Below are 17,766 nucleotides of genomic sequence, written 5' to 3'. Positions count from 1 at the left end.
CCGCCCTTGCGATCGCGACTACCTACCATTCAGCAGCGCGATGGTCTGATCGTCCTGCTCACCCGCGTAGTACTTGTCCAGCAGGGCGACGAAGTCCTGGTTGTCGTCGGTCGCGGCGGCGAACAGCGTCATGGACGAGCGCAACTTGAGATTGTCGGGCCAGCCGAAGACCTGTTCGGCCGAGCGGCCGGCTATTTGATTGACCAGGGCGACGCATTCGCGCAGGCGCGGGCCCAGAAGTTCATGACCCAGGTACGCGCGCGCCTCGTCAAGTGAAGAGATGCCGTAGTGGATGGCCGTCCTGCTCCTCCCCAGTCCGCGCAACTGAGGGAAGACATACCACATCCAATGGCTGTGCTTTTGGCCGTTGCGCAGTTCGCCGACCACGTTGCCGTAAACCCGGGCCTGCGCATCGATGAAACGCTTCAGGTCGAACGGGTCGTCTGCAGATGTCATATGACCAAGTTCGCACACTGGTTAGATGATGTGATGGCGGTCCAACGGCGAGTGCCCAAGTTGCGGGATCTTGCGCCGTTGATCCAATTCAAAAAGCCGCAGCTAGACCGCACCAAGCGTCGCCTGGACGCCGCGCTGACCATCGAAGACCTGCGGCGCATCGCCAAACGGCGTACTCCGAAGGCGGCGTTCGACTACACCGACGGCGCGGCTGAGGACGAATTGTCCATTCAGCGAGCCCGACAAGCGTTCCGCGACATCGAGTTTCACCCGACCATCCTGCGTGACGTCACCAATGTGACCGCCGGATGGAACGTGCTGGGCCGGCCGGTGGTCTTGCCATTCGGAATCGCGCCAACCGGATTCACCCGCTTGATGCACACCGAGGGTGAGCTCGCCGGCGCGCGGGCGGCGGCTGCGGCCGGTATCCCGTTCTCGCTGTCCACCTTGGCGACCAGCTCGATCGAGGATGTCGCCACGGCTGTTCCTCAGGGCCGCAAGTGGTTTCAGTTGTACATGTGGAAGGACCGCGACCGCTCCATGGCGCTGGTGCAGCGGGCGGCGGACGCGGGTTTCGACACCATGCTGGTGACGGTCGATGTTCCGGTCGCCGGGGCGCGCTTACGTGATGTGCGCAACGGGATGGCGATCCCGCCGGCGCTGACCCTGCGGACCGTGCTTGACGCAGTGCCCCACCCGCACTGGTGGTTCGATCTGCTGACCACCGAACCGTTGTCCTTCGCATCCTTGGACCGCTGGTCCGGCACCGTCGGTGAGTACCTCAACACGATGTTCGACCCCAGTGTCACGTTCGACGATCTGGCCTGGATCAAGTCGAAGTGGCCCGGCCGACTCGTCGTCAAGGGGATTCAAACGCTCGACGACGCCAAGGCCGTGGTGGATCGCGGCGTCGACGGCATCGTGTTGTCCAATCACGGTGGGCGCCAACTCGATCGGGCTCCGGTGCCGTTCCACCTACTGCCCTCGGTTTCGCGTGAGCTGGGGAAGGACACGGAGATCCTGGTGGACACCGGCATCATGTCGGGTGCCGACATCGTCGCGGCGATTGCCCTGGGGGCGCGGTGCACACTGGTCGGACGGGCTTACTTATACGGGCTGATGGCAGGTGGCGAGGCGGGCGTCAGACGCGCGATCGATATTCTCGAGAGCGGAATCCTGCGGACGATGGGACTGCTCGGCGTGACCTGCCTCGAGGAACTGTCACCCAAACATGTCACCCAGTTGCGCCGGCTCGGCCCCGTGCCCGTTCAGCAATGACCGTGGCGGTCAGCGTGAGGTCCCGCCCCGACTACTGCCGGCCCAATGGTTCGCAAGACCACTCGAGAGTCCGCGCTGAAGGTCACCGGCGGGGGCTGGGGCCGAACCGGGTGTCGAGCAGTCGCAGCTGAGGCTTGCAAACGGATTCGGCACTGGGTCGGAAGGGCTTGGAGCGGCGCCGGCTGTTCCCGTTACCAGGGTCAGTGAGCCGAAAACGACCGCCGTGCCGAGCATTTTGACGATCATCGCCAGGTCCTTCCACGTCTAGCCAAGAGCTAGATACTAGCCAGTCATTCTATGTTCAATTGCCGTTTACTTTTGGTTTCTTCGCCAGTTCGCCCGCCGCGTGTTGCTCGCATCGAGTCGGGGCGCAACGCGAAGAACTGTTAACCGAGCCATCGCGGTTGTCGCAGTGGGCAGTTCAGGCCGGTCTGGTGAATGCGCCGATTGCGATCTCCGCCGACGACCTAGCGGCCGCGATCAACCTGCGCGAAGCCATCCACCGCATCATTTCCGCGCGACTCGAAGGCCGTGGGCGCGAGGCCGAGGATGTCGACCTGCTCAACGAGCACGCGTCGCATCCGCAGGTTGTCCCCCGCCTGCACCCGGACGGATCCGTAAGCAGCGAAGGTACCGCGTCACAGTTATTCGCGAAACTGGCCGCCGATCTGCTTGATCTGGTCGCCGGGCCCGACCTCGATAAGGTCAAGCACTGCTCGCACGCGGGTTGCACGCGGCTCTACGTAGATGCGTCGCGCGCGCAGAACCGGCTTTGGTGCGGCATGGGCACCTGTGGCAATCGCGCCAAAGTCCAGGCCTTCCGCGCCCGGCAACGAGCCGCCGCCGGCGGAGCGAGCTGAGCGGGAACAAACCACACCGGCCAAAGGTTGAGCCCAACAGACTTAACCTTTGGAGGAATTGATGTCTGAAGCCAAACCAGTGCCGGTCTTATTCGTCACCGACACGATCGTGCTGCCAGGGATGGTGGTGCCAATTGCGCTCGACGACGCGGCCCAAGCGGCGGTCGATGCTGCCCAGGCCAGCGACTCACACGAACTGCTCATCGCACCCCGCCTGGAAGACCGCTACCCGACGCACGGCGTAGTGGCGAAGATTCTGCAGGTCGGTCGCATCGCAGGTGGCGGAAACGCCGCGGTGGTTCGCGGTGAGCGTCGCGCTCACATCGGCGCCGGAACGTCCGGGCCGGGCGCGGCCCTGTGGGTCGAGGTGACCGAGGTCGCCGCCGGGCAGATCACCGACGAGGTCAAGGCTCTGGCCGCCGAATACAAGAAGCTGCTGCTGGCGATGCTGCAGCGGCGCGAGGCGTGGCAGATCATCGACTACGTCAACAGCCTGACCGACCCGTCCGCGCTGGCAGACACCTCGGGGTATGCCTCTTACCTGTCCGACGTGCAGAAGCGGGAGCTACTCGAGACGGCAGACGTGGCCAAGCGGTTGCGTGTGCTGATCGACTGGACCAGCGAGCACCTGGCCGAGGTCGAGGTCAACGACAAGATTGCCGAAGATGTCCGCGAGGGCATGGAGAAGACGCAGAAGGAATTCCTGTTGCGCCAACAACTCGCCGCCATCCGGAAGGAACTCGGCGAAGGCGAACCGGACGGATCGGATGACTACCGGGCCCGCGTCGAGGCCGCCGTCCTGCCGGAGAAGGTCCACGAGGCCGCGCTGCGCGAGGTGGGCAAACTAGAACGAGCCAGTGACCAGAGCCCGGAATCCGGCTGGATTCGGACCTGGCTGGACACCGTGTTGGACCTGCCGTGGAATGAACGGACCGAGGACTCCACGGACCTGGTCGCCGCCCGGGGAATCCTGGATGCCGACCACCACGGACTGGACGACGTCAAGGACCGCATCGTCGAATATTTGGCGGTGCGTACCCGACGTGCCCAGCGAGGGCTGCAGGTTGTGGGCGGCCGTGGCTCAGGTGCGGTGATGGTGCTGGCCGGTCCCCCCGGCGTCGGCAAGACGTCGCTGGGCGAGAGCGTGGCCCGCGCGCTGGGCCGCAAGTTCGTGCGTGTCGCCTTGGGCGGGGTGCGCGACGAGGCCGAGATCCGTGGTCACCGGCGCACCTACGTGGGTGCGTTGCCGGGCCGTATCGTTCGGGCCATCGGCGAGGCGGGATCGATGAATCCCGTTGTGCTGCTGGATGAGATCGACAAGGTCGGCTCCGATTACCGCGGCGACCCCAGTGCGGCGCTGCTCGAGGTGCTGGACCCCGCGCAGAACCACACCTTCCGCGACCACTATCTGGATCTGGACCTGGACCTGTCCGACGTGGTCTTCCTGGCCACCGCCAACGTGATCGAGAACATCCCGTCGGCGCTGCTGGACCGGATGGAGCTGGTGCAGATCGACGGCTACACCGAGGACGACAAGGTCGCCATCGCCCGCGACTATCTGCTGCCCCGGCAGCGGGACCGTGCGGCGCTGACCGAGGCCGAGGTGACAGTCACCGACGCCGCCCTGCACAAGATCGCGGCCGACTACACCCGTGAACCTGGCGTCCGCCAGTTCGAAAGGCTGCTGGCCAAGGCCATGCGCAAGGTGACCACCAAGCTGGCCGAGCACAGCGACCCGATCACGGTCGACGAAGCCGATCTGGTCGGCTACCTGGGCCGCCCGCGGTTCACCCCCGAGTCCGCCGAACGCACGGCGGTCCCCGGGGTGGCGACCGGCCTGGCTGTTACCGGGCTGGGCGGCGATGTGCTCTTCATCGAAGCCGGCTCCACCGAAGGCGAAGCGGGTCTGCAACTCACGGGCCAGTTGGGCGACGTGATGAAGGAGTCCGCGCAGATCGCGCTCTCCTACGTGCGGTCGCACGCTGGTGAGCTCGGCATCGACCCGAAGATGCTGGACCGGCGCATCCATGTGCACGTGCCGGCCGGCGCGGTGCCCAAGGACGGGCCGTCCGCCGGGGTGACGATGGTGACCGCACTGGTTTCGATGGCCACTGGACGCCAGGTGCGCTCGGATGTCGGAATGACCGGCGAGGTCACGCTGAATGGCCGCGTGCTGCCGATCGGTGGTGTCAAGCAGAAGCTGTTGGCGGCCCAACGTGCCGGATTGTCAACGGTTTTCATCCCCGCGCGCAACGAGCCCGACCTGGACGACGTTCCTGCCGAGGTGCTCAAGGCGCTCACGGTCAAGCCAATGACCGATGTGGCGGAGATCGTCGCGCTGGCCCTGGAACCCCAGGCCGGCACGGCAACCGCCGCAGCCTGATAGTCAGCCATTCCTGCAGGGCGCTACTCTGCAGGAATGGCTGTCATTCTGCGCAGATTGTTTGGCATCGGCAAACTGCCCGCTGACTTGCGGGCCGAGGTTGAACCCGAGGGTGTTCTGCATCTCGCCGAGTTCGTCCCCGTCACGCTGCGCTTCAGCGGTGCGGTGCCGGGCAAGGTATCGAAGGGCGGCATCACCAGCTACGTCGGTGCTCTGGCGCTGACATCCCAACGGGTGCTCGGGACACTGTCGTCGGTGCCCAAGATTGCCGGGCGCGCCATCGACCAGCGCTGGGCGGAACCCGAAGAGGGGCCGGTACACGCCGAGTTCTCGGAGAGCGGCCTGTTGATCAAAGTCGATGTCAGCCAGGTCGATCCGGGGTTTTCCGGACAGCTTTCGCTGCGCTACAAGACCGCGATACCCGAGGCCGTACTGACCACAATTCCGCGGCGGTCGCTGACGTTCTCGGTGCCGCGCGAGTGGGTGTTGCGCGCCGTCGGCGTCCCCGCGGCTCGGCCCGCGTAGGTCTGGGCACCGGTCGAGGCGTTCAATAGAAGCGTGAGTCTCAAACGGCAATTCGTGCACCGCGTGCAACGGTTCGTGGTCAACCCGCTGGGCCGCAGGTTGCCGGTTACCCAGTTGGAAACCATCGGCCGCAAGTCAGGTCAGCCGCGCCGCACCGCCGTCGGCGGCAAAGTGATCGGCAACCAGTTCTGGATGGTTTCCGAACACGGCGACCATTCGGACTACGTTTACAACATCAAGGCCAATCCCCAGGTTCGGGTGCGGATCGGCGCCGGCGAATGGCGCACCGGAACCGCGCACCTGCTGCCCGACGACGATCCGTGGGAGCGGATGCGAAGTCTGCCCCGGCTCAACAACTTTGGCGTGAAGACAATGGGCACCGATCTGCTCACCATTCGGGTCGACTTGGACTGAGTCACGTGGCCTACGACGTCGATCTCGCGAACCGGATTCGTGAACTGCTGGCGACACAGCCCGGCAGCTTCGATGAAATGCGGATGTTCGGCGGCCTCGCTTTCTTGATTGCCGGAAACATGGCTGTGGCGGTCAGCGGACAAGGCGGACTCATGGTCCGTGTTCCGAAAGAAGACACCGCCAAGTTGCTGGAACGCGAGCACACCAGTCCGATGGTGATGGCCGGGCGAGGGACCCGCGGTTGGCTGCGCGTCGCCGCCGAAGGGGTGAAAACCAAGCGCCAGCTACAAAATTGGGTGAACCGAGGCGTGGAGCACGCGCGTAGCCTGCCGCCCAAATAGCCTGATCGGATCGCAGAATCAGTCTGCCGGATTCCAGTTCTGGTCGATGATGTCGGGCGGGTGCTGCGCCTGCAATCGTTCCCGCTCGGTGCGCCGGCGCTTGATGCGTAGGCGGGCGTCGACGGGCATCGTGACGAGTTCTTCGCACAGCAGGTAGTAGACGTCGTCGACAACGTCGATCAGATCGGCGGCAACTCGACGAGATCCCAGTTCGCGCAACGCCATCCGCAGTTCGTGAGTGAATCGGATAGTGGTGTCGTGCGCCAACTCTCGCGACGCGCGGGCACTGTCGGAAAGTCGCTGGGACAGCGAACCCGCTGACTTGGCCGACGTCGATTCGGTCGCCGCCGATTCGTTCTCCGCGGCCTGCGCGGCCCAAATCAGCAGCAATCCGGGGTCGTCGCCGAACGTCGGACTGGCCAGCTCCGCCTCCCCGCGGCCGCGATACGCGAGTTGGGCGACGGCGGCGTCGAGGACGGCAGCGGCGGCCGGTGACAATGCCCGAATACTGCCGACATTGCCCTGTTGTGCCAGTGCGCACAACGTCGGATCGCCCCGCAACACGCCGGTTAGCGACGCGGTTTCGGCTGCGATGCGCTGACTGTCCATGACGACGCCCACTCCGGACACGCTGGCGCCGGCGCGGGTGTATCCCAGCGCGGCCGCGGTGACGCCGGAGTCGATGACCCACAGCGCGGTAAGTATCCAGCCCTGGTGAATCCGATCGCGTAGCAGTCGAATTCGAACTTCCAGCTGGGCATCGGGCAGCGCGGTGAGATCCGCCGGCTCCAGATGCTCGTCCGCCGCCGCGTTGACGTAGGTCTGTGTGTCGCCCCGTAGATGCCGCAAGAGGGCAACCGACCGTGCCGTCACAACCACTTTCGCGACCGAGCTTGGTGTACCGCCGGCGCGAACCGGCTGGCCCATCGGCAGTAGGTCGGCGATTTCTGGCTGAGTACCGAGCGCTCGCTGGGTCACGGCCGCCTGGTCCCAGCCGGGTAGCTGACCCGCCGCAACGATGTTGGCCGACACGCCGACATAGGGCCGGTGGCCGAACACCGCGATCGCCCTGCTTTCCCATTCCCGGGCAACCACGTCCCCGAGCGCAAACACCCGGCCCATCGCCGCGGCCGCCGCCCGCAACCCGCCTAGTTGGACATCAAGGGTGATCGGGGTCAACGGCCCAGGTAGCGCCTCGGTCAGGCTGGCGGTGCTGAAGACCGGGAAACGCGGATCGATGCGGTCGTCGAACTCCCCCTCGAGCCCTTCCGGCGCCGCGCTGCGTAGTGGCTCGTCATCGGACGAGGTGAGGCGTGGCAGATCCTCGACCGGCAGGTGCAGCTGGCCAGTGCCGGCGATAGCACCGGCGGGTCCGAGCTTGCGACCGACCAGCCCACGGCCGGTGTCGATCACCGCGTCGAGCGCACCCCAGCCGTACTTGAAAGCCCAATCCTCTTGTACTGCAGTAATATCCAGGTCAGGGAACAAATCTTCCCAGCCGCGGACGCCGTGCAGTCGCAGTCGCGGCACGACGGATCGAATGAGCCGCCACGCGGTGATCACGTTGGTGGTGTCCGGGGTGGCCAGGTCTACGACGCCGGATCGATCGGTGGCAACGGCCATCACCAGAAACCGAGCTAGATCATCGAGATGCAGCACCCGAATGGGACGGTCGGAAACCTTGGTGCGCATCAGCGTCGCCACTGTGCGGCACACCATCCAGTCGAGCTGGCGCCCGAGTGGCGGCGCGATCCGGACCACCAGACTCGGAGCCCACCCAGTGGACACCAACGTCTCGGCCGGACCATAGAGATCGGGCCGTCCGGCGGCCTGAGACACGAAGATCAGCCGGGCCCCGGCACGTGCCGCGGCGTGCGCCACATGCGCCACTCCGGTAATGCCGGTGCCGCCAGGTGCGCTGGTGTCGACGGGGGCGAGATGAATCACGACGTCGGCTTCGGCAGCTAAATCCACCAGCACCGGGTGGTGCAGGGGCGCGCAAACAAAATCGACGTCGGGATCGAGGCAGTCGTGGGGATGCGGACCAATACCGCTGACCGTGTGTCCCGCAGCGTTGAGCTGACGTGCGACAAGCCGTCCGAAGGTGCCTGCGACGTCGGTTAGCAGCACATGCACGTTGCATCACCTCCCGAGGGTGTACCCCTCGTACAATAGGCACCTCAACCCCAGTTGCGCAGAATTGAGTCTCTAACGTGATCCTTGAGCAGGGCGTTTAGTTACTGCAGGGTGGCTGTGCCGTCGGCCGCGACGGCAACTTTCGCTCCGGCGATGTCGTCACTGACCGTCGCTGCTGCGGCGGCTGGATCGGTGATCACCGCCAGCGCTCGCGCATCGTCGGGCGTGCGGACCGCAAGGAAGGCCCTTTCCGGCTGTCCGTCCCGATCGAATGGTGTCGTCCACGATTCGACGGTGCCCACGCCTTCCCATTCGACCAGGCCGACGGTGGTGGGCTCCCGATCCACGGCCGGTTGGACATCTTCCCAGCGGAATTCTTGCGGTGGCTCGGTGCTGTAGACGCCGAAACTGTGTTTGGTCAGGTAGCCGCCGTTTGCCGTGATCAATCCCCGCCGTCCGGGATTGGCCACCAGCAATTCGGCCATCGTCGCGATGGAATGCGAGACGTAGTTGCTCCACGGCCCGCCGGCGAACGTCAGACCGCCGGTGACAGTCAGCGGCCGGGCTGGATCGTCGATGTCGAGACCCAATTCGTTGGCCGCGACCTGTACTGCCGACGGGAAGCACGAGTACAGGTCGACGTAGTCGATGTCGTCGATGCCCAGGCCGGCCAGTTCCAGCGCCCTGGCGCCGCCGATCCGAATCGCCGGAGAGCGGTGCAGGCCGGCGCGCTCCGCGATCGCGGAGGTGTCGTGCGCGTCGGTGCCGGCGTGCGGATAGACCCAGCGTTCGGCGGGGACCTGCAGGCGTTCTGCCTGCTCGACCGACGTCAGAATCAACGCGGCGCCCTGGTCGACCATGTTGTTGGAGTTCATCAGTTTGGTGTACGGCCAGCTGATCATCCGGTTCTGCGGGCTGGGTTGTGAGATCTCGTCGGCGGTGACCGGTCGACGGATCCAGGCGTGGGGATTCTGCACGGCAACCGCGTTGAACCTGGCCCACAGTTCGCCGACCCGCTTGCTGTGGTCCTCGACGGATTCGCCGTTGGCGATGCGCAGCGCCTGCTCGAAGAGTGGATAGACGAAGGCCGGCCGGTCCAGCTTGATCCGGATCTCGGCGTCTCCGGCCATCGGCACGTCGTCGCCCGCCACTTCGGGCATCGGCACGGAGTTGTCTTGTTCAGTCCACACCAACCGGGCGCCTTGCTTCTTCAGCGCGTTGCGGGTGCGCCAAGTCTCGGCGGCCGAGATCAGCACGACCCCGGCGCGGCCCTGCTGAATGTCCAGGCACGCCCTGTTGACCAGCGACTGTGGTGTGTTGCCGCCCACGCTGCTGTAGCCGGCGGTGAAGTCGGCCAGCCCGAGGCGTTCGCCGAGCAGTTGGCCGGGATTGCGGTAGTGAGCCGACAGCATGTGCACCGCACGGATGGCGTCGACCGCCTCGATCACCCGCGCGTCCGCCGCCTTTCTGGTCGCGGCAACCATCAGGTCGATCGGCTCGATCGAGGGCTGTTCCGGGTCGATTTCGTCGCGGTGGTTGACCTGGCCGTAGCCGATCAGTACCGGTGTTCTGGGGTCGACGGGCATGCTTCGAACTTATCCCGAGGGTTCAGGCCGGGCCCGTCCGGTAGATCGACTTCAGCGTCCGGTAGGCCTCCAGACCTTCGGGACCGAGCTCCCGGCCCAGGCCACTGGCCTTCACGCCGCCGAACGGCGCATGGACGTCGAGCGCGTAGGCGTTGACTCCGATCGTGCCGGTATGCACGGCCCGCGCGACGGTGGTCGCCCGGTCGACGTCGGCCGACCAGACCGTGCCGGCCAACCCGAATTCGGTGTCGTTGGCCAAGGCGATGGCCTCGTCGTCGGTGTCGTACCTGGTGATGGTGAGCACCGGGCCGAAGATCTCCTCGCGGGCCAGCCGATCGGAATTGTCGACGTCGGCGAAGACCGTCGGCGAGACGAACCAGCCGCGCTGCTGCTCCTTGGGAACCGACCCGCCGGCCACCAGCCTGGCGCCGCTGTCTTTGCCGACGTCGATGTAGCCGAGCACTCGGTCCCGTTGCCGTGAGCTGACCATCGGGCCGATCTCGGTGCCGGGATCCAGTGGATCGCCGACCGCCATGCCGTCGGCCAATGCCGCGATGGCGTCGACGATCTCGTCATAGCGCGACCTCGGTGCCAGGATGCGGGAGCTGAGGTGGCAGGTCTGTCCGTTGTTCACGAACGAGGCGTTGCGCAATCCGCGGATCGTCGCGTCCAGATCGGCGTCATCGAGGATGATCGCCGCGGACTTGCCGCCGAGTTCCAGGGTCACCGGACGCATCAGGCGTCCGCACATCTCGGCGACCAGGCGCCCGGTGGCCGTGGAACCGGTGAACGCGACTTTGTCCACGCCGGGATGGGCGACCAGGCAGGCACCCACCGCCGGGCCACCCGATACCACGTTCAGCACTCCGGGCGGCAAGCCGGCCTCGACCGCTGCTTCGGCGAAACTCAATGCATCCAAAGCGGTTTCGGGAGAAGCCTTGAGCACCACCGTGCACCCCGCGGCCAACGCGGGCGCGACCTTCATCGCGGCGAGCGCCTGCGGGTAGTTCCACGGGATGATCGCACCGACCACTCCGACGGCCTCGCGGCGAACGATGGTGTGCCCGATCATACTCGGGCGGATCTCCTCCACCGGAATCTCGGTGATCAGCTGGGCGTAATACCGCAGCAGCAACGGCGGGAAGGCCCCGTTGGCGCCTCGTGACAGCGAGATCGGCATGCCGTTCTCCCGGGTCACCAGCTCGCTGGTGGGTTTGGCGCGCGCCTTCAGTGCGTCCGCCATGGCATTGAGAACTCCGGCGCGATGCTCCGGTGAACTGGCCTTCCAGTACGGCAGCGCGCGGCGTGCCGCGGCGACTGCGGCATCGACATCGGCCGCCGTGACGTTCGCGCCGAGACCCAAAGGTTCGCCGGTCGCCGCTTCCACCACGGGTTCACCGTTGTCAGCGGTACGGAACTGGCCGTCCACGAAAAACTGTGCGGGCGAAGATGTCACTGGCGCGCCTCCTGTGTATCCGATGCGAACAGTACGCCGTCGCCGATCAGCCGCTCGATATCTTCCGGGCCCATGCCGAGTAGCTGCGCACAGATCTCCCGGGTGTCCTGACCCGGCTGCGGTGCCGGTCGCTGACCCGCCTGTGGGATATGGCGAAAAGGCGCCGGTCCGGTCTCGGCGGGCAGGGCGCGCGCGATGAGCGGATGTGTCATGTCGCGGAACAGGTTTCGCTCGATCAGTTGCGGGTCTTCGAGTAGGTCGGGGGGCCGGTTCATCGGGCCGGCGGCGATGCCCGCGCTTTGCAGTTCTTGGGCGGCCTGCGACGGGCTGCGGGTGGCGGTCCAGTTCGCCAACAGGGCGACCAGTTTGGTGCGATCCGCCAGCCCGGGCTGCCCCAATACTTCTGTGATGTAACGCCATTCGGCATCAGAGGTCAGGGTGATCACGCACCATTCGTCCTCCCCCGCGCATGGATAGACGGCGTGCACACTGGCGTCGTCTTCGACGGCGGCCACGCCGGCAGCCAACGCCGCCTGGGTGACGAACAGGGTATCGAGTTGGTTGACACAGACTTCGGCCTGAGAGATATGGACGTGCGCACCTTTCTCTGTGGAGTCGGTGCGATCGCGGCGAATCAGTGCAGCCAGTGCGACGACGGCGACGATACGTCCCACCACGTGATCGGGGAAGATCGTCGTGGCGTCATAGAACGCATGCCGGGCGCCTTCGGCGGGTGGCTCGTCCGATGTCCAGACGCGAGTAATGCCCGTGGTGGCGCGCACCAGCGGGCCATATCCAAGGCGGCCGCGCCAAGGGCCGGGCGCGTTGCCGAACGCACTGCTGCCGGCGAGCACGATCCGCGGGTTGAGCGCTCGTAGCGCCTCGTAGTTGAACCCAAGGGACGTAAGCGTTCCCGGCTTGAAGTTGGCGAAGACCGCGTCGGCTTCGGCCACCAGACGGCCGAAGATCTCGTTGCCATCGGCGCTGCGCAGGTCCAGGCCGAGGGCACGGTGGTTGCGGTGGGTCCACGCGAACGACTCACTCATCGGGTCGCCGACCCGCGCCTGCCGTAGACCATCCGGGTAGTCGGCACTCTCGACCTTGATGACCTCGGCGCCCAAGTCGCCGAACAGGCGGCTGAGCTCGCCCCCGGCGACGATGATGCCGAGGTCGAGTATGCGCAGCCCTTCAAACGGATAGCCGCCGGGTTTTGTAGGCGGGGCCGGTGCGAGCACAGGGGTGGCCAGCCAGCGCGGTTCATCCTGTCCGAGGGCGGGCGCCGGCGTCCGGAAGCCCGCGCGCTGCCCGTCGACGACGAAATAGCCCGTGGGCACCGTGGTGCGCACGCCGGGCACCAATTCCGCCTCGGTGATCGCACCGACGGCTTGAAAGTGTTCGGAGGCCAGAATCCGCGAGGGCGTGAGGACTGCGGAAATCGGGACCCCGTTCGCCTGTCCCGCGGCCACCAATTCCTTCATCGTCGTTTCCGCGAACAGCGCCGCTACCAACACACTGATCTCGGGCCATGCGGCGAACCGGGGGCCGATTCCGTCGAACTTGGGGTCTTGAAAGTCGGCCGGCTCCCCCAACCAGCGTCGCAATCCGCGCCATTGCCGGGGTGCCATCACGCACAGCCGGACGAATCCGTCCTTGCAGGGGTAGATCGGGTAGGCGTCCTGGTTCTTCGGGCGTCCCCGCCACCGGGTGGCGCTGCGGGCGCCGGCGGCGGCCTGCCCGTGCGACCCGAACGCCGGGTCCAGCGCCATGACTACCGCGTCGAATCGTGAGAAGTCAATGTAATCGCCTGTACCACAACGTAATCGGTTGTAGTACGCGACCAGTGCGGCCCACGCCGCCTGCACGGCTGCGGTCGCGGACGCGATTCCTTCCGGAGGTAACACCGGGGTTCCGATGGTGGGACCGGATCGCGACAGTGCCCCCGCCATCGCATACAACACCGCGTCACTGGCACGCCACGACGACCGCGGACCCGTCGCGCCGAAATCGCTGATCGCCAGCACCACCAATTGGGGGTATCGATCGGCCAGTTCTGTGCAGGAGATCCCGAAGCCGGCAGCTTGGCCGGCATCGATGAGGATGTCGGCACCGGAGGCGAGATCCAACAGGCGATCGCGATCGCCGTCATTGTCCGGATCCAGCACGGTGCTGCGCTTGTTTGCGTTGTGCACGGCGAACGGGATGCTCGCGCCGGCCAGGGTGGGCAGCCTCTCGCGGCCCGGGCTGCCGTCCGGGGGTTCGACTTTCAGAACGTCAGCGCCCAGGTCGGCCAGGAGGCGCGACACCGCGTCGCTATCCCCGGCGGACAGATCCAGAACACGCACCGCATCGAGGAGCTTCTCGGGCATGGACTTCACCGTAGCCACCCGGTTAGACGAGTGTTCGGCGGTAGCGCACTTCGTCCGCCGCCTGATTCCCGTAGCTCATGGTGCGGTGTGCGCCGTCGGGTTGCCAGCCGTCTCGCTCGTAGAAGTGCCGGGCGCGGACATTGCCCTGCAACACCCACAGCGCGGCACCCGGGACGCCCAGTCCGCGCAGACGTTCCCGGGCGGCGCTGATCAGCAAACGGCCAATCCCGGCGTTCAGGCATTCGGGGTCGACATAAATCGCGATCAGTTCACCGAATTCCGGCAGGTCGTAGTCCCGGCACAATCCTGTCGTGGCTAAACCGCAGATCCTGGCGTCGTCGACCGCGACCAGGGTGGACGGAATCCGCAGTCCCATCCGGCCGAAATCGTATTTTCCGGCCCACTGTTCTGGCGTGAGGCCGTCGAGGTAGTCCTGGACGATAAGGCCTCGGTAGGTGGACTGCCAGGACCGCACCTGCACCCGGGCCATGTCATGGGCATCCTCCGGTACAGCCTCCCGCACCTCTGTCATCGCTGCCAGTATCCAGCGCCTACGGTGAGACCATGGCAGACACGGCATCCATTGGCCTCAAAGTCAGCGGCAAGGTAGTAGTGATCACCGGCGGCGCCCGGGGAATCGGTTTGGCGACGGCAACCGCACTGCACAAACTTGGTGCGAAGGTCGCGATCGGCGACATCGACGAGACCACGGTGAAGGAGTCGGGTACCGACCTCGGCCTCGAGGTGTACGGCAAGCTCGACGTCACCGACGCGACCTCGTTCGCCGATTTTCTCGATCAGGTCGAGCGTCAACTCGGACCGATCGACGTCCTGATTAACAACGCCGGCATCATGCCGGTCGGCCGGATAATTGACGAGCCCGACGCCGTCACCCGGCGCATCCTGGACATCAACATCTACGGTGTGATTCTGGGTAGCAAGTTGGCGGCTCAGCGGATGGTCCCGCGGGGTCGCGGCCATGTCATCAACATCGCCTCGCTAGCCGGTGAGATGTACATCGTCGGACTGGCGACCTACGTCGCCAGCAAGCATGCGGTGCTTGGGTTCACCGACTCGGCCCGGCTCGAATACCGGTCCGCCGGGGTGCATTTCTCCTCCGTGCTGCCCACCTTCGTCAACACCGAACTTGCCTCAGGTACCCAAGGGGCCAAGGGGTTCAAGAACGCCGAGCCGGAAGACATCGCCAACGCGGTGGTCCAGTTGATTGCTCGTCCCAAGCCACGTTCGCGCATCACTAAAGTGGCCGGCGCAATGGTGGTGTCGCAAAAGTTCTGGCCGCGTCGCATTGCCGAGGGGTTGAACCGGCTGATCGGGGGCGACCACGTCTTCACCGATGGCGTTGACGTGGAAAAGCGCCGCGCGTATGAGGCCCGGGCTCGCGGCGAAGAGTGACGCCATCAAGCGGCGTTCAGCAGAGGCGCGCACAATCGGCTGAATGAGCCCGGAAACCGCAACAACGATCGCGCCCGCACTTTCTGAAGACCAACTTGCCCTTATCGACGCCTACTGGCGTGCCGCGAATTACCTTTCGGTCGGGCAGATCTACTTGCTGGACAACGCTCTGCTGACCGAACCCCTTGCCGCTGAGCACGTCAAACCTCGGCTGCTGGGGCACTGGGGCACCACGCCGGGGCTCAACCTCCTCTACGCGCACTTGAACCGGATCATCCGCGATCGCGACGCCGACGTCATCTACATCGCCGGTCCCGGACACGGCGGCCCCGGCCTGGTCGCCAACGCCTACCTCGAGGGCACTTACAGCGAGATCTACACCGGCATCGAAGAGAACGCGGAAGGACTGCGCAAGCTGTTTCGCCAGTTCTCGTTCCCCGGCGGCATCCCGAGCCACGTCGCTGCACAGACTCCCGGGTCCATCCACGAGGGTGGCGAACTCGGGTACGCGCTGGTGCACGCGTTCGGCGCGGCCTTCGACAACCCCGATCTGGTGGTCGCTTGCGTGATCGGTGACGGCGAGGCCGAGACCGGTCCGCTGGCGGCCAGCTGGCATTCCAACAAGTTCCTCAACCCGGTGGTGGACGGCGCGGTGTTGCCGATCCTGCATCTCAATGGTTACAAGATCGCCAATCCGACTGTGCTGGCACGGATTCCGAGCGCTGAGCTCGAATCGCTGTTGCGCGGCTACGGGTATCGCCCGATCACGGTGGCCGGCGATGAGCCCGCCGATGTGCACCAGCAGCTGGCTGCGGCCTTCGACGACGCGTTCGACGACATCGCGGAAATCCAGCGCGCGGCACGTAGTGGCGAGCAGACCGAGCGACCCGTGTGGCCGATGATCGTGCTACGTACCCCGAAAGGCTGGACCGGACCCAAGGTGGTCGACGGCCAGCGGGTGGAGGGCACCTGGCGAGCCCATCAGGTGCCGCTTTCCGGGACGCACGACAACGCCGAGCACCGCACGCAGCTCGAAGAGTGGCTGCGCAGCTACCGCGCCGAAGAGCTGTTCGACCAGACCGGGGCGTTGCGCCCCGAGCTGAAGGCGATCGCACCGGCAGGTGAACGCCGGATGAGCGCCAATCCGCACGCCAACGGCGGGCGGCTACTGCACGACCTGGACCTGCCGGATTTCCGCCATTACGCGGTCGACGTCGAGCGGCCGGCTTGCGCCACCCACGAAGCCACCAGAGTGCTGGGTACTTTTCTGCGCGACGTGATCACCCGCAACCTGGACCGGTTCCGGCTGATGGGGCCCGACGAAACCGCGTCCAACAGGCTGTCGCCCGTGTTTGAGGCGACCGGCAAGGTCTGGCTGTCGGAAACCGAGGCCTTCGACGGACCAGACGATCACCTGGCTGCTGACGGTCGCGTGATGGAAGTGCTGTCCGAGCATCTGTGTCAGGGTTGGCTGGAGGGCTATCTGCTGACCGGGCGCCACGGCCTGTTCAACTGCTACGAGGCGTTCGTGCACATCGTCGACTCGATGTTCAATCAACACGCGAAATGGCTGTCCACCAGCCGAGAACTGCCCTGGCGGCAGCCCATCGCGTCATTCAACTATCTGCTGAGCTCCCATGTGTGGCGACAGGACCACAATGGTGCGTCGCATCAGGATCCGGGATTCATCGACCTGGTCGCCAACAAGCGATCCGAGGTGGTGCGCGTCTATCTGCCACCGGACGGCAACACATTGCTGTCAGTGGCCGACCACTGCCTGCGCAGTCGTGACTACATCAACGTGATTGTTGCCGGCAAGCAGCCCGCGCTGGCCTTTTTGTCGATGGACGAGGCAATCCCGCACTGCACCCGGGGCTTGGGGATCTGGCAGTGGGCCAGCACAGCTATCGGAGAGCCCGACGTGGTGCTGGCGTGCGCCGGCGACGTACCGACGCTCGAGACGTTGGCCGCGGCCGACATCTTGCGGCGAGAACTGCCGGAGTTGCAGGTGCGGGTGATCAATGTGGTTGATCTGATGCGCCTGCAGCCGGAGTCAGAGCATCCGCACGGGTTGCCCGACCGGGAATTCGACGCCCTGTTCACCAGCGATAAGCCGGTGATCTTCGCTTACCACGGCTATCCGTGGCTGATCCACCGCCTGACGTACAGCCGCAAAAATCACAGCGGGCTGCATGTGCGGGGGTTCAAGGAGCGCGGCACTACGACGACGCCGTTCGACATGGTGATGCTCAACGACCTGGACCGCTTCCACCTGGTGATGGACGTGATCGATCGTGTTGAGGGCCTGGCCAGCCGGGCCGCCGAATTACGGCAAAGGATGGTCGACGCGAGGCTGGCCGCCCGGCGCTACACCCGTGAATACGGAGAGGATGACCCGCAGATTTCAGGGTGGACCTGGGGAACGGTGCGTTAGTCCCCGACGCCTAGAAAGGTGGGGGTTCGTCGTCGGTTGGCGGTGGTGGTGGTGGGGTGTGTGCCATGCGGGCTGTGTGGTTGTGGCGGCGTTCGGTGGCGATGCGGTGGGCGCGGTC

Annotated in this window: 14 protein-coding genes; 8 read left to right on the top strand and 6 right to left on the bottom strand. The window is 65.6% G+C overall.

Annotation, left to right across the window (positions count from 1 at the left end; all coding sequences use genetic code 11):
• Positions 1 to 18: 18 nt before the first annotated feature.
• Positions 19 to 456 (bottom strand): DUF1810 domain-containing protein, encoded by a 438-nt coding sequence (locus ACZY1I_RS29850; RefSeq protein WP_463761233.1) that lies wholly within the window; start codon positions 454 to 456, stop codon positions 19 to 21.
• Between the two features lie 33 nt (positions 457 to 489).
• On the opposite strand from ACZY1I_RS29850, the gene ACZY1I_RS29845 reads away from it, so the two are divergent.
• The 6 genes from ACZY1I_RS29845 (at position 490) to ACZY1I_RS29820 (ending at position 6,257) form a co-directional block, all read left to right on the top strand.
• Positions 490 to 1,734, top strand: a complete 1,245-nt coding sequence (locus tag ACZY1I_RS29845; protein WP_463761029.1) for an alpha-hydroxy acid oxidase — start codon at positions 490 to 492, stop codon at positions 1,732 to 1,734.
• A gap of 305 nt (positions 1,735 to 2,039) precedes the next feature.
• Positions 2,040 to 2,594, top strand: a complete 555-nt coding sequence (locus ACZY1I_RS29840; protein WP_463761027.1) for a CGNR zinc finger domain-containing protein — start codon at positions 2,040 to 2,042, stop codon at positions 2,592 to 2,594.
• A 61-nt stretch (positions 2,595 to 2,655) separates the two neighbouring features.
• On the top strand, positions 2,656 to 4,977 hold the full coding sequence (gene lon, locus ACZY1I_RS29835) for an endopeptidase La (RefSeq protein WP_463761026.1): 2,322 nt from the start codon (positions 2,656 to 2,658) through the stop codon (positions 4,975 to 4,977).
• A 36-nt stretch (positions 4,978 to 5,013) separates the two neighbouring features.
• Positions 5,014 to 5,502: a hypothetical protein gene (locus ACZY1I_RS29830; protein WP_463761025.1), complete on the top strand. Its 489-nt coding sequence runs from the start codon at positions 5,014 to 5,016 to the stop codon at positions 5,500 to 5,502.
• A 33-nt stretch (positions 5,503 to 5,535) separates the two neighbouring features.
• Positions 5,536 to 5,916, top strand: coding sequence for a nitroreductase family deazaflavin-dependent oxidoreductase (locus ACZY1I_RS29825; RefSeq protein ID WP_463761024.1), 381 nt, complete (start codon positions 5,536 to 5,538; stop codon positions 5,914 to 5,916).
• 5 nt (positions 5,917 to 5,921) lie between these two features.
• Complete coding sequence (locus ACZY1I_RS29820; protein WP_463761023.1) at positions 5,922 to 6,257, top strand: TfoX/Sxy family protein; 336 nt, start codon at positions 5,922 to 5,924, stop codon at positions 6,255 to 6,257.
• 18 nt (positions 6,258 to 6,275) lie between these two features.
• On the opposite strand, the gene ACZY1I_RS29815 is transcribed toward ACZY1I_RS29820, so the two are convergent.
• From ACZY1I_RS29815 to ACZY1I_RS29795, 5 genes are all read right to left on the bottom strand, one after another.
• Positions 6,276 to 8,393: a Rossmann-fold NAD(P)-binding domain-containing protein gene (locus tag ACZY1I_RS29815; RefSeq protein ID WP_463761021.1), complete on the bottom strand. Its 2,118-nt coding sequence runs from the start codon at positions 8,391 to 8,393 to the stop codon at positions 6,276 to 6,278.
• Positions 8,394 to 8,494: 101 nt separating this feature from the next.
• Complete coding sequence (locus ACZY1I_RS29810) at positions 8,495 to 9,979, bottom strand: acetyl-CoA acetyltransferase (RefSeq protein ID WP_463761020.1); 1,485 nt, start codon at positions 9,977 to 9,979, stop codon at positions 8,495 to 8,497.
• Between the two features lie 22 nt (positions 9,980 to 10,001).
• Positions 10,002 to 11,435, bottom strand: a complete 1,434-nt coding sequence (locus tag ACZY1I_RS29805; protein WP_463761019.1) for an aldehyde dehydrogenase — start codon at positions 11,433 to 11,435, stop codon at positions 10,002 to 10,004.
• Positions 11,432 to 13,801, bottom strand: coding sequence for a CaiB/BaiF CoA-transferase family protein (locus ACZY1I_RS29800; RefSeq protein ID WP_463761018.1), 2,370 nt, complete (start codon positions 13,799 to 13,801; stop codon positions 11,432 to 11,434). The genes ACZY1I_RS29805 and ACZY1I_RS29800 overlap by 4 nt, the downstream gene beginning before the upstream one ends.
• Positions 13,802 to 13,823: 22 nt before the next feature.
• On the bottom strand, positions 13,824 to 14,333 hold the full coding sequence (locus ACZY1I_RS29795) for an N-acetyltransferase family protein (protein WP_463761016.1): 510 nt from the start codon (positions 14,331 to 14,333) through the stop codon (positions 13,824 to 13,826).
• Between the two features lie 32 nt (positions 14,334 to 14,365).
• Here ACZY1I_RS29795 and ACZY1I_RS29790 point away from each other — a divergent pair, with 32 nt between their 5' ends.
• Both ACZY1I_RS29790 and ACZY1I_RS29785 read left to right on the top strand, forming a co-directional pair.
• Positions 14,366 to 15,214 (top strand): SDR family oxidoreductase, encoded by an 849-nt coding sequence (locus ACZY1I_RS29790; protein ID WP_463761015.1) that lies wholly within the window; start codon positions 14,366 to 14,368, stop codon positions 15,212 to 15,214.
• A gap of 43 nt (positions 15,215 to 15,257) precedes the next feature.
• A complete protein-coding gene (locus ACZY1I_RS29785; RefSeq protein ID WP_463761014.1) occupies positions 15,258 to 17,648 on the top strand; it encodes a phosphoketolase family protein in 2,391 nt (796 codons plus the stop codon).
• Positions 17,649 to 17,766 lie beyond the last annotated feature (118 nt).

The organism is Mycobacterium sp. IDUB_37 (assembly GCF_055419245.1).
This window is presented reverse-complemented; position numbering and strand designations above follow the sequence as displayed.

Excerpts from the sequence above, each read along its gene's own strand:
- ACZY1I_RS29830 (WP_463761025.1), top strand. The coding sequence starts at position 5,014 with ATGGCTGTCATTCTGCGCAGATTGTTTGGCATCGGCAAACTGCCCGCT.
- ACZY1I_RS29810 (WP_463761020.1), bottom strand. The coding sequence starts at position 9,979 with ATGCCCGTCGACCCCAGAACACCGGTACTGATCGGCTACGGCCAGGTC.
- ACZY1I_RS29845 (WP_463761029.1), top strand. The coding sequence starts at position 490 with ATGGCGGTCCAACGGCGAGTGCCCAAGTTGCGGGATCTTGCGCCGTTG.
- ACZY1I_RS29850 (WP_463761233.1), bottom strand. The coding sequence starts at position 456 with ATGACATCTGCAGACGACCCGTTCGACCTGAAGCGTTTCATCGATGCG.
- ACZY1I_RS29800 (WP_463761018.1), bottom strand. The coding sequence starts at position 13,801 with ATGCCCGAGAAGCTCCTCGATGCGGTGCGTGTTCTGGATCTGTCCGCC.
- ACZY1I_RS29795 (WP_463761016.1), bottom strand. The coding sequence starts at position 14,333 with ATGACAGAGGTGCGGGAGGCTGTACCGGAGGATGCCCATGACATGGCC.
- lon (WP_463761026.1), top strand. The coding sequence starts at position 2,656 with ATGTCTGAAGCCAAACCAGTGCCGGTCTTATTCGTCACCGACACGATC.
- ACZY1I_RS29790 (WP_463761015.1), top strand. The coding sequence starts at position 14,366 with ATGGCAGACACGGCATCCATTGGCCTCAAAGTCAGCGGCAAGGTAGTA.
- ACZY1I_RS29785 (WP_463761014.1), top strand. The coding sequence starts at position 15,258 with ATGAGCCCGGAAACCGCAACAACGATCGCGCCCGCACTTTCTGAAGAC.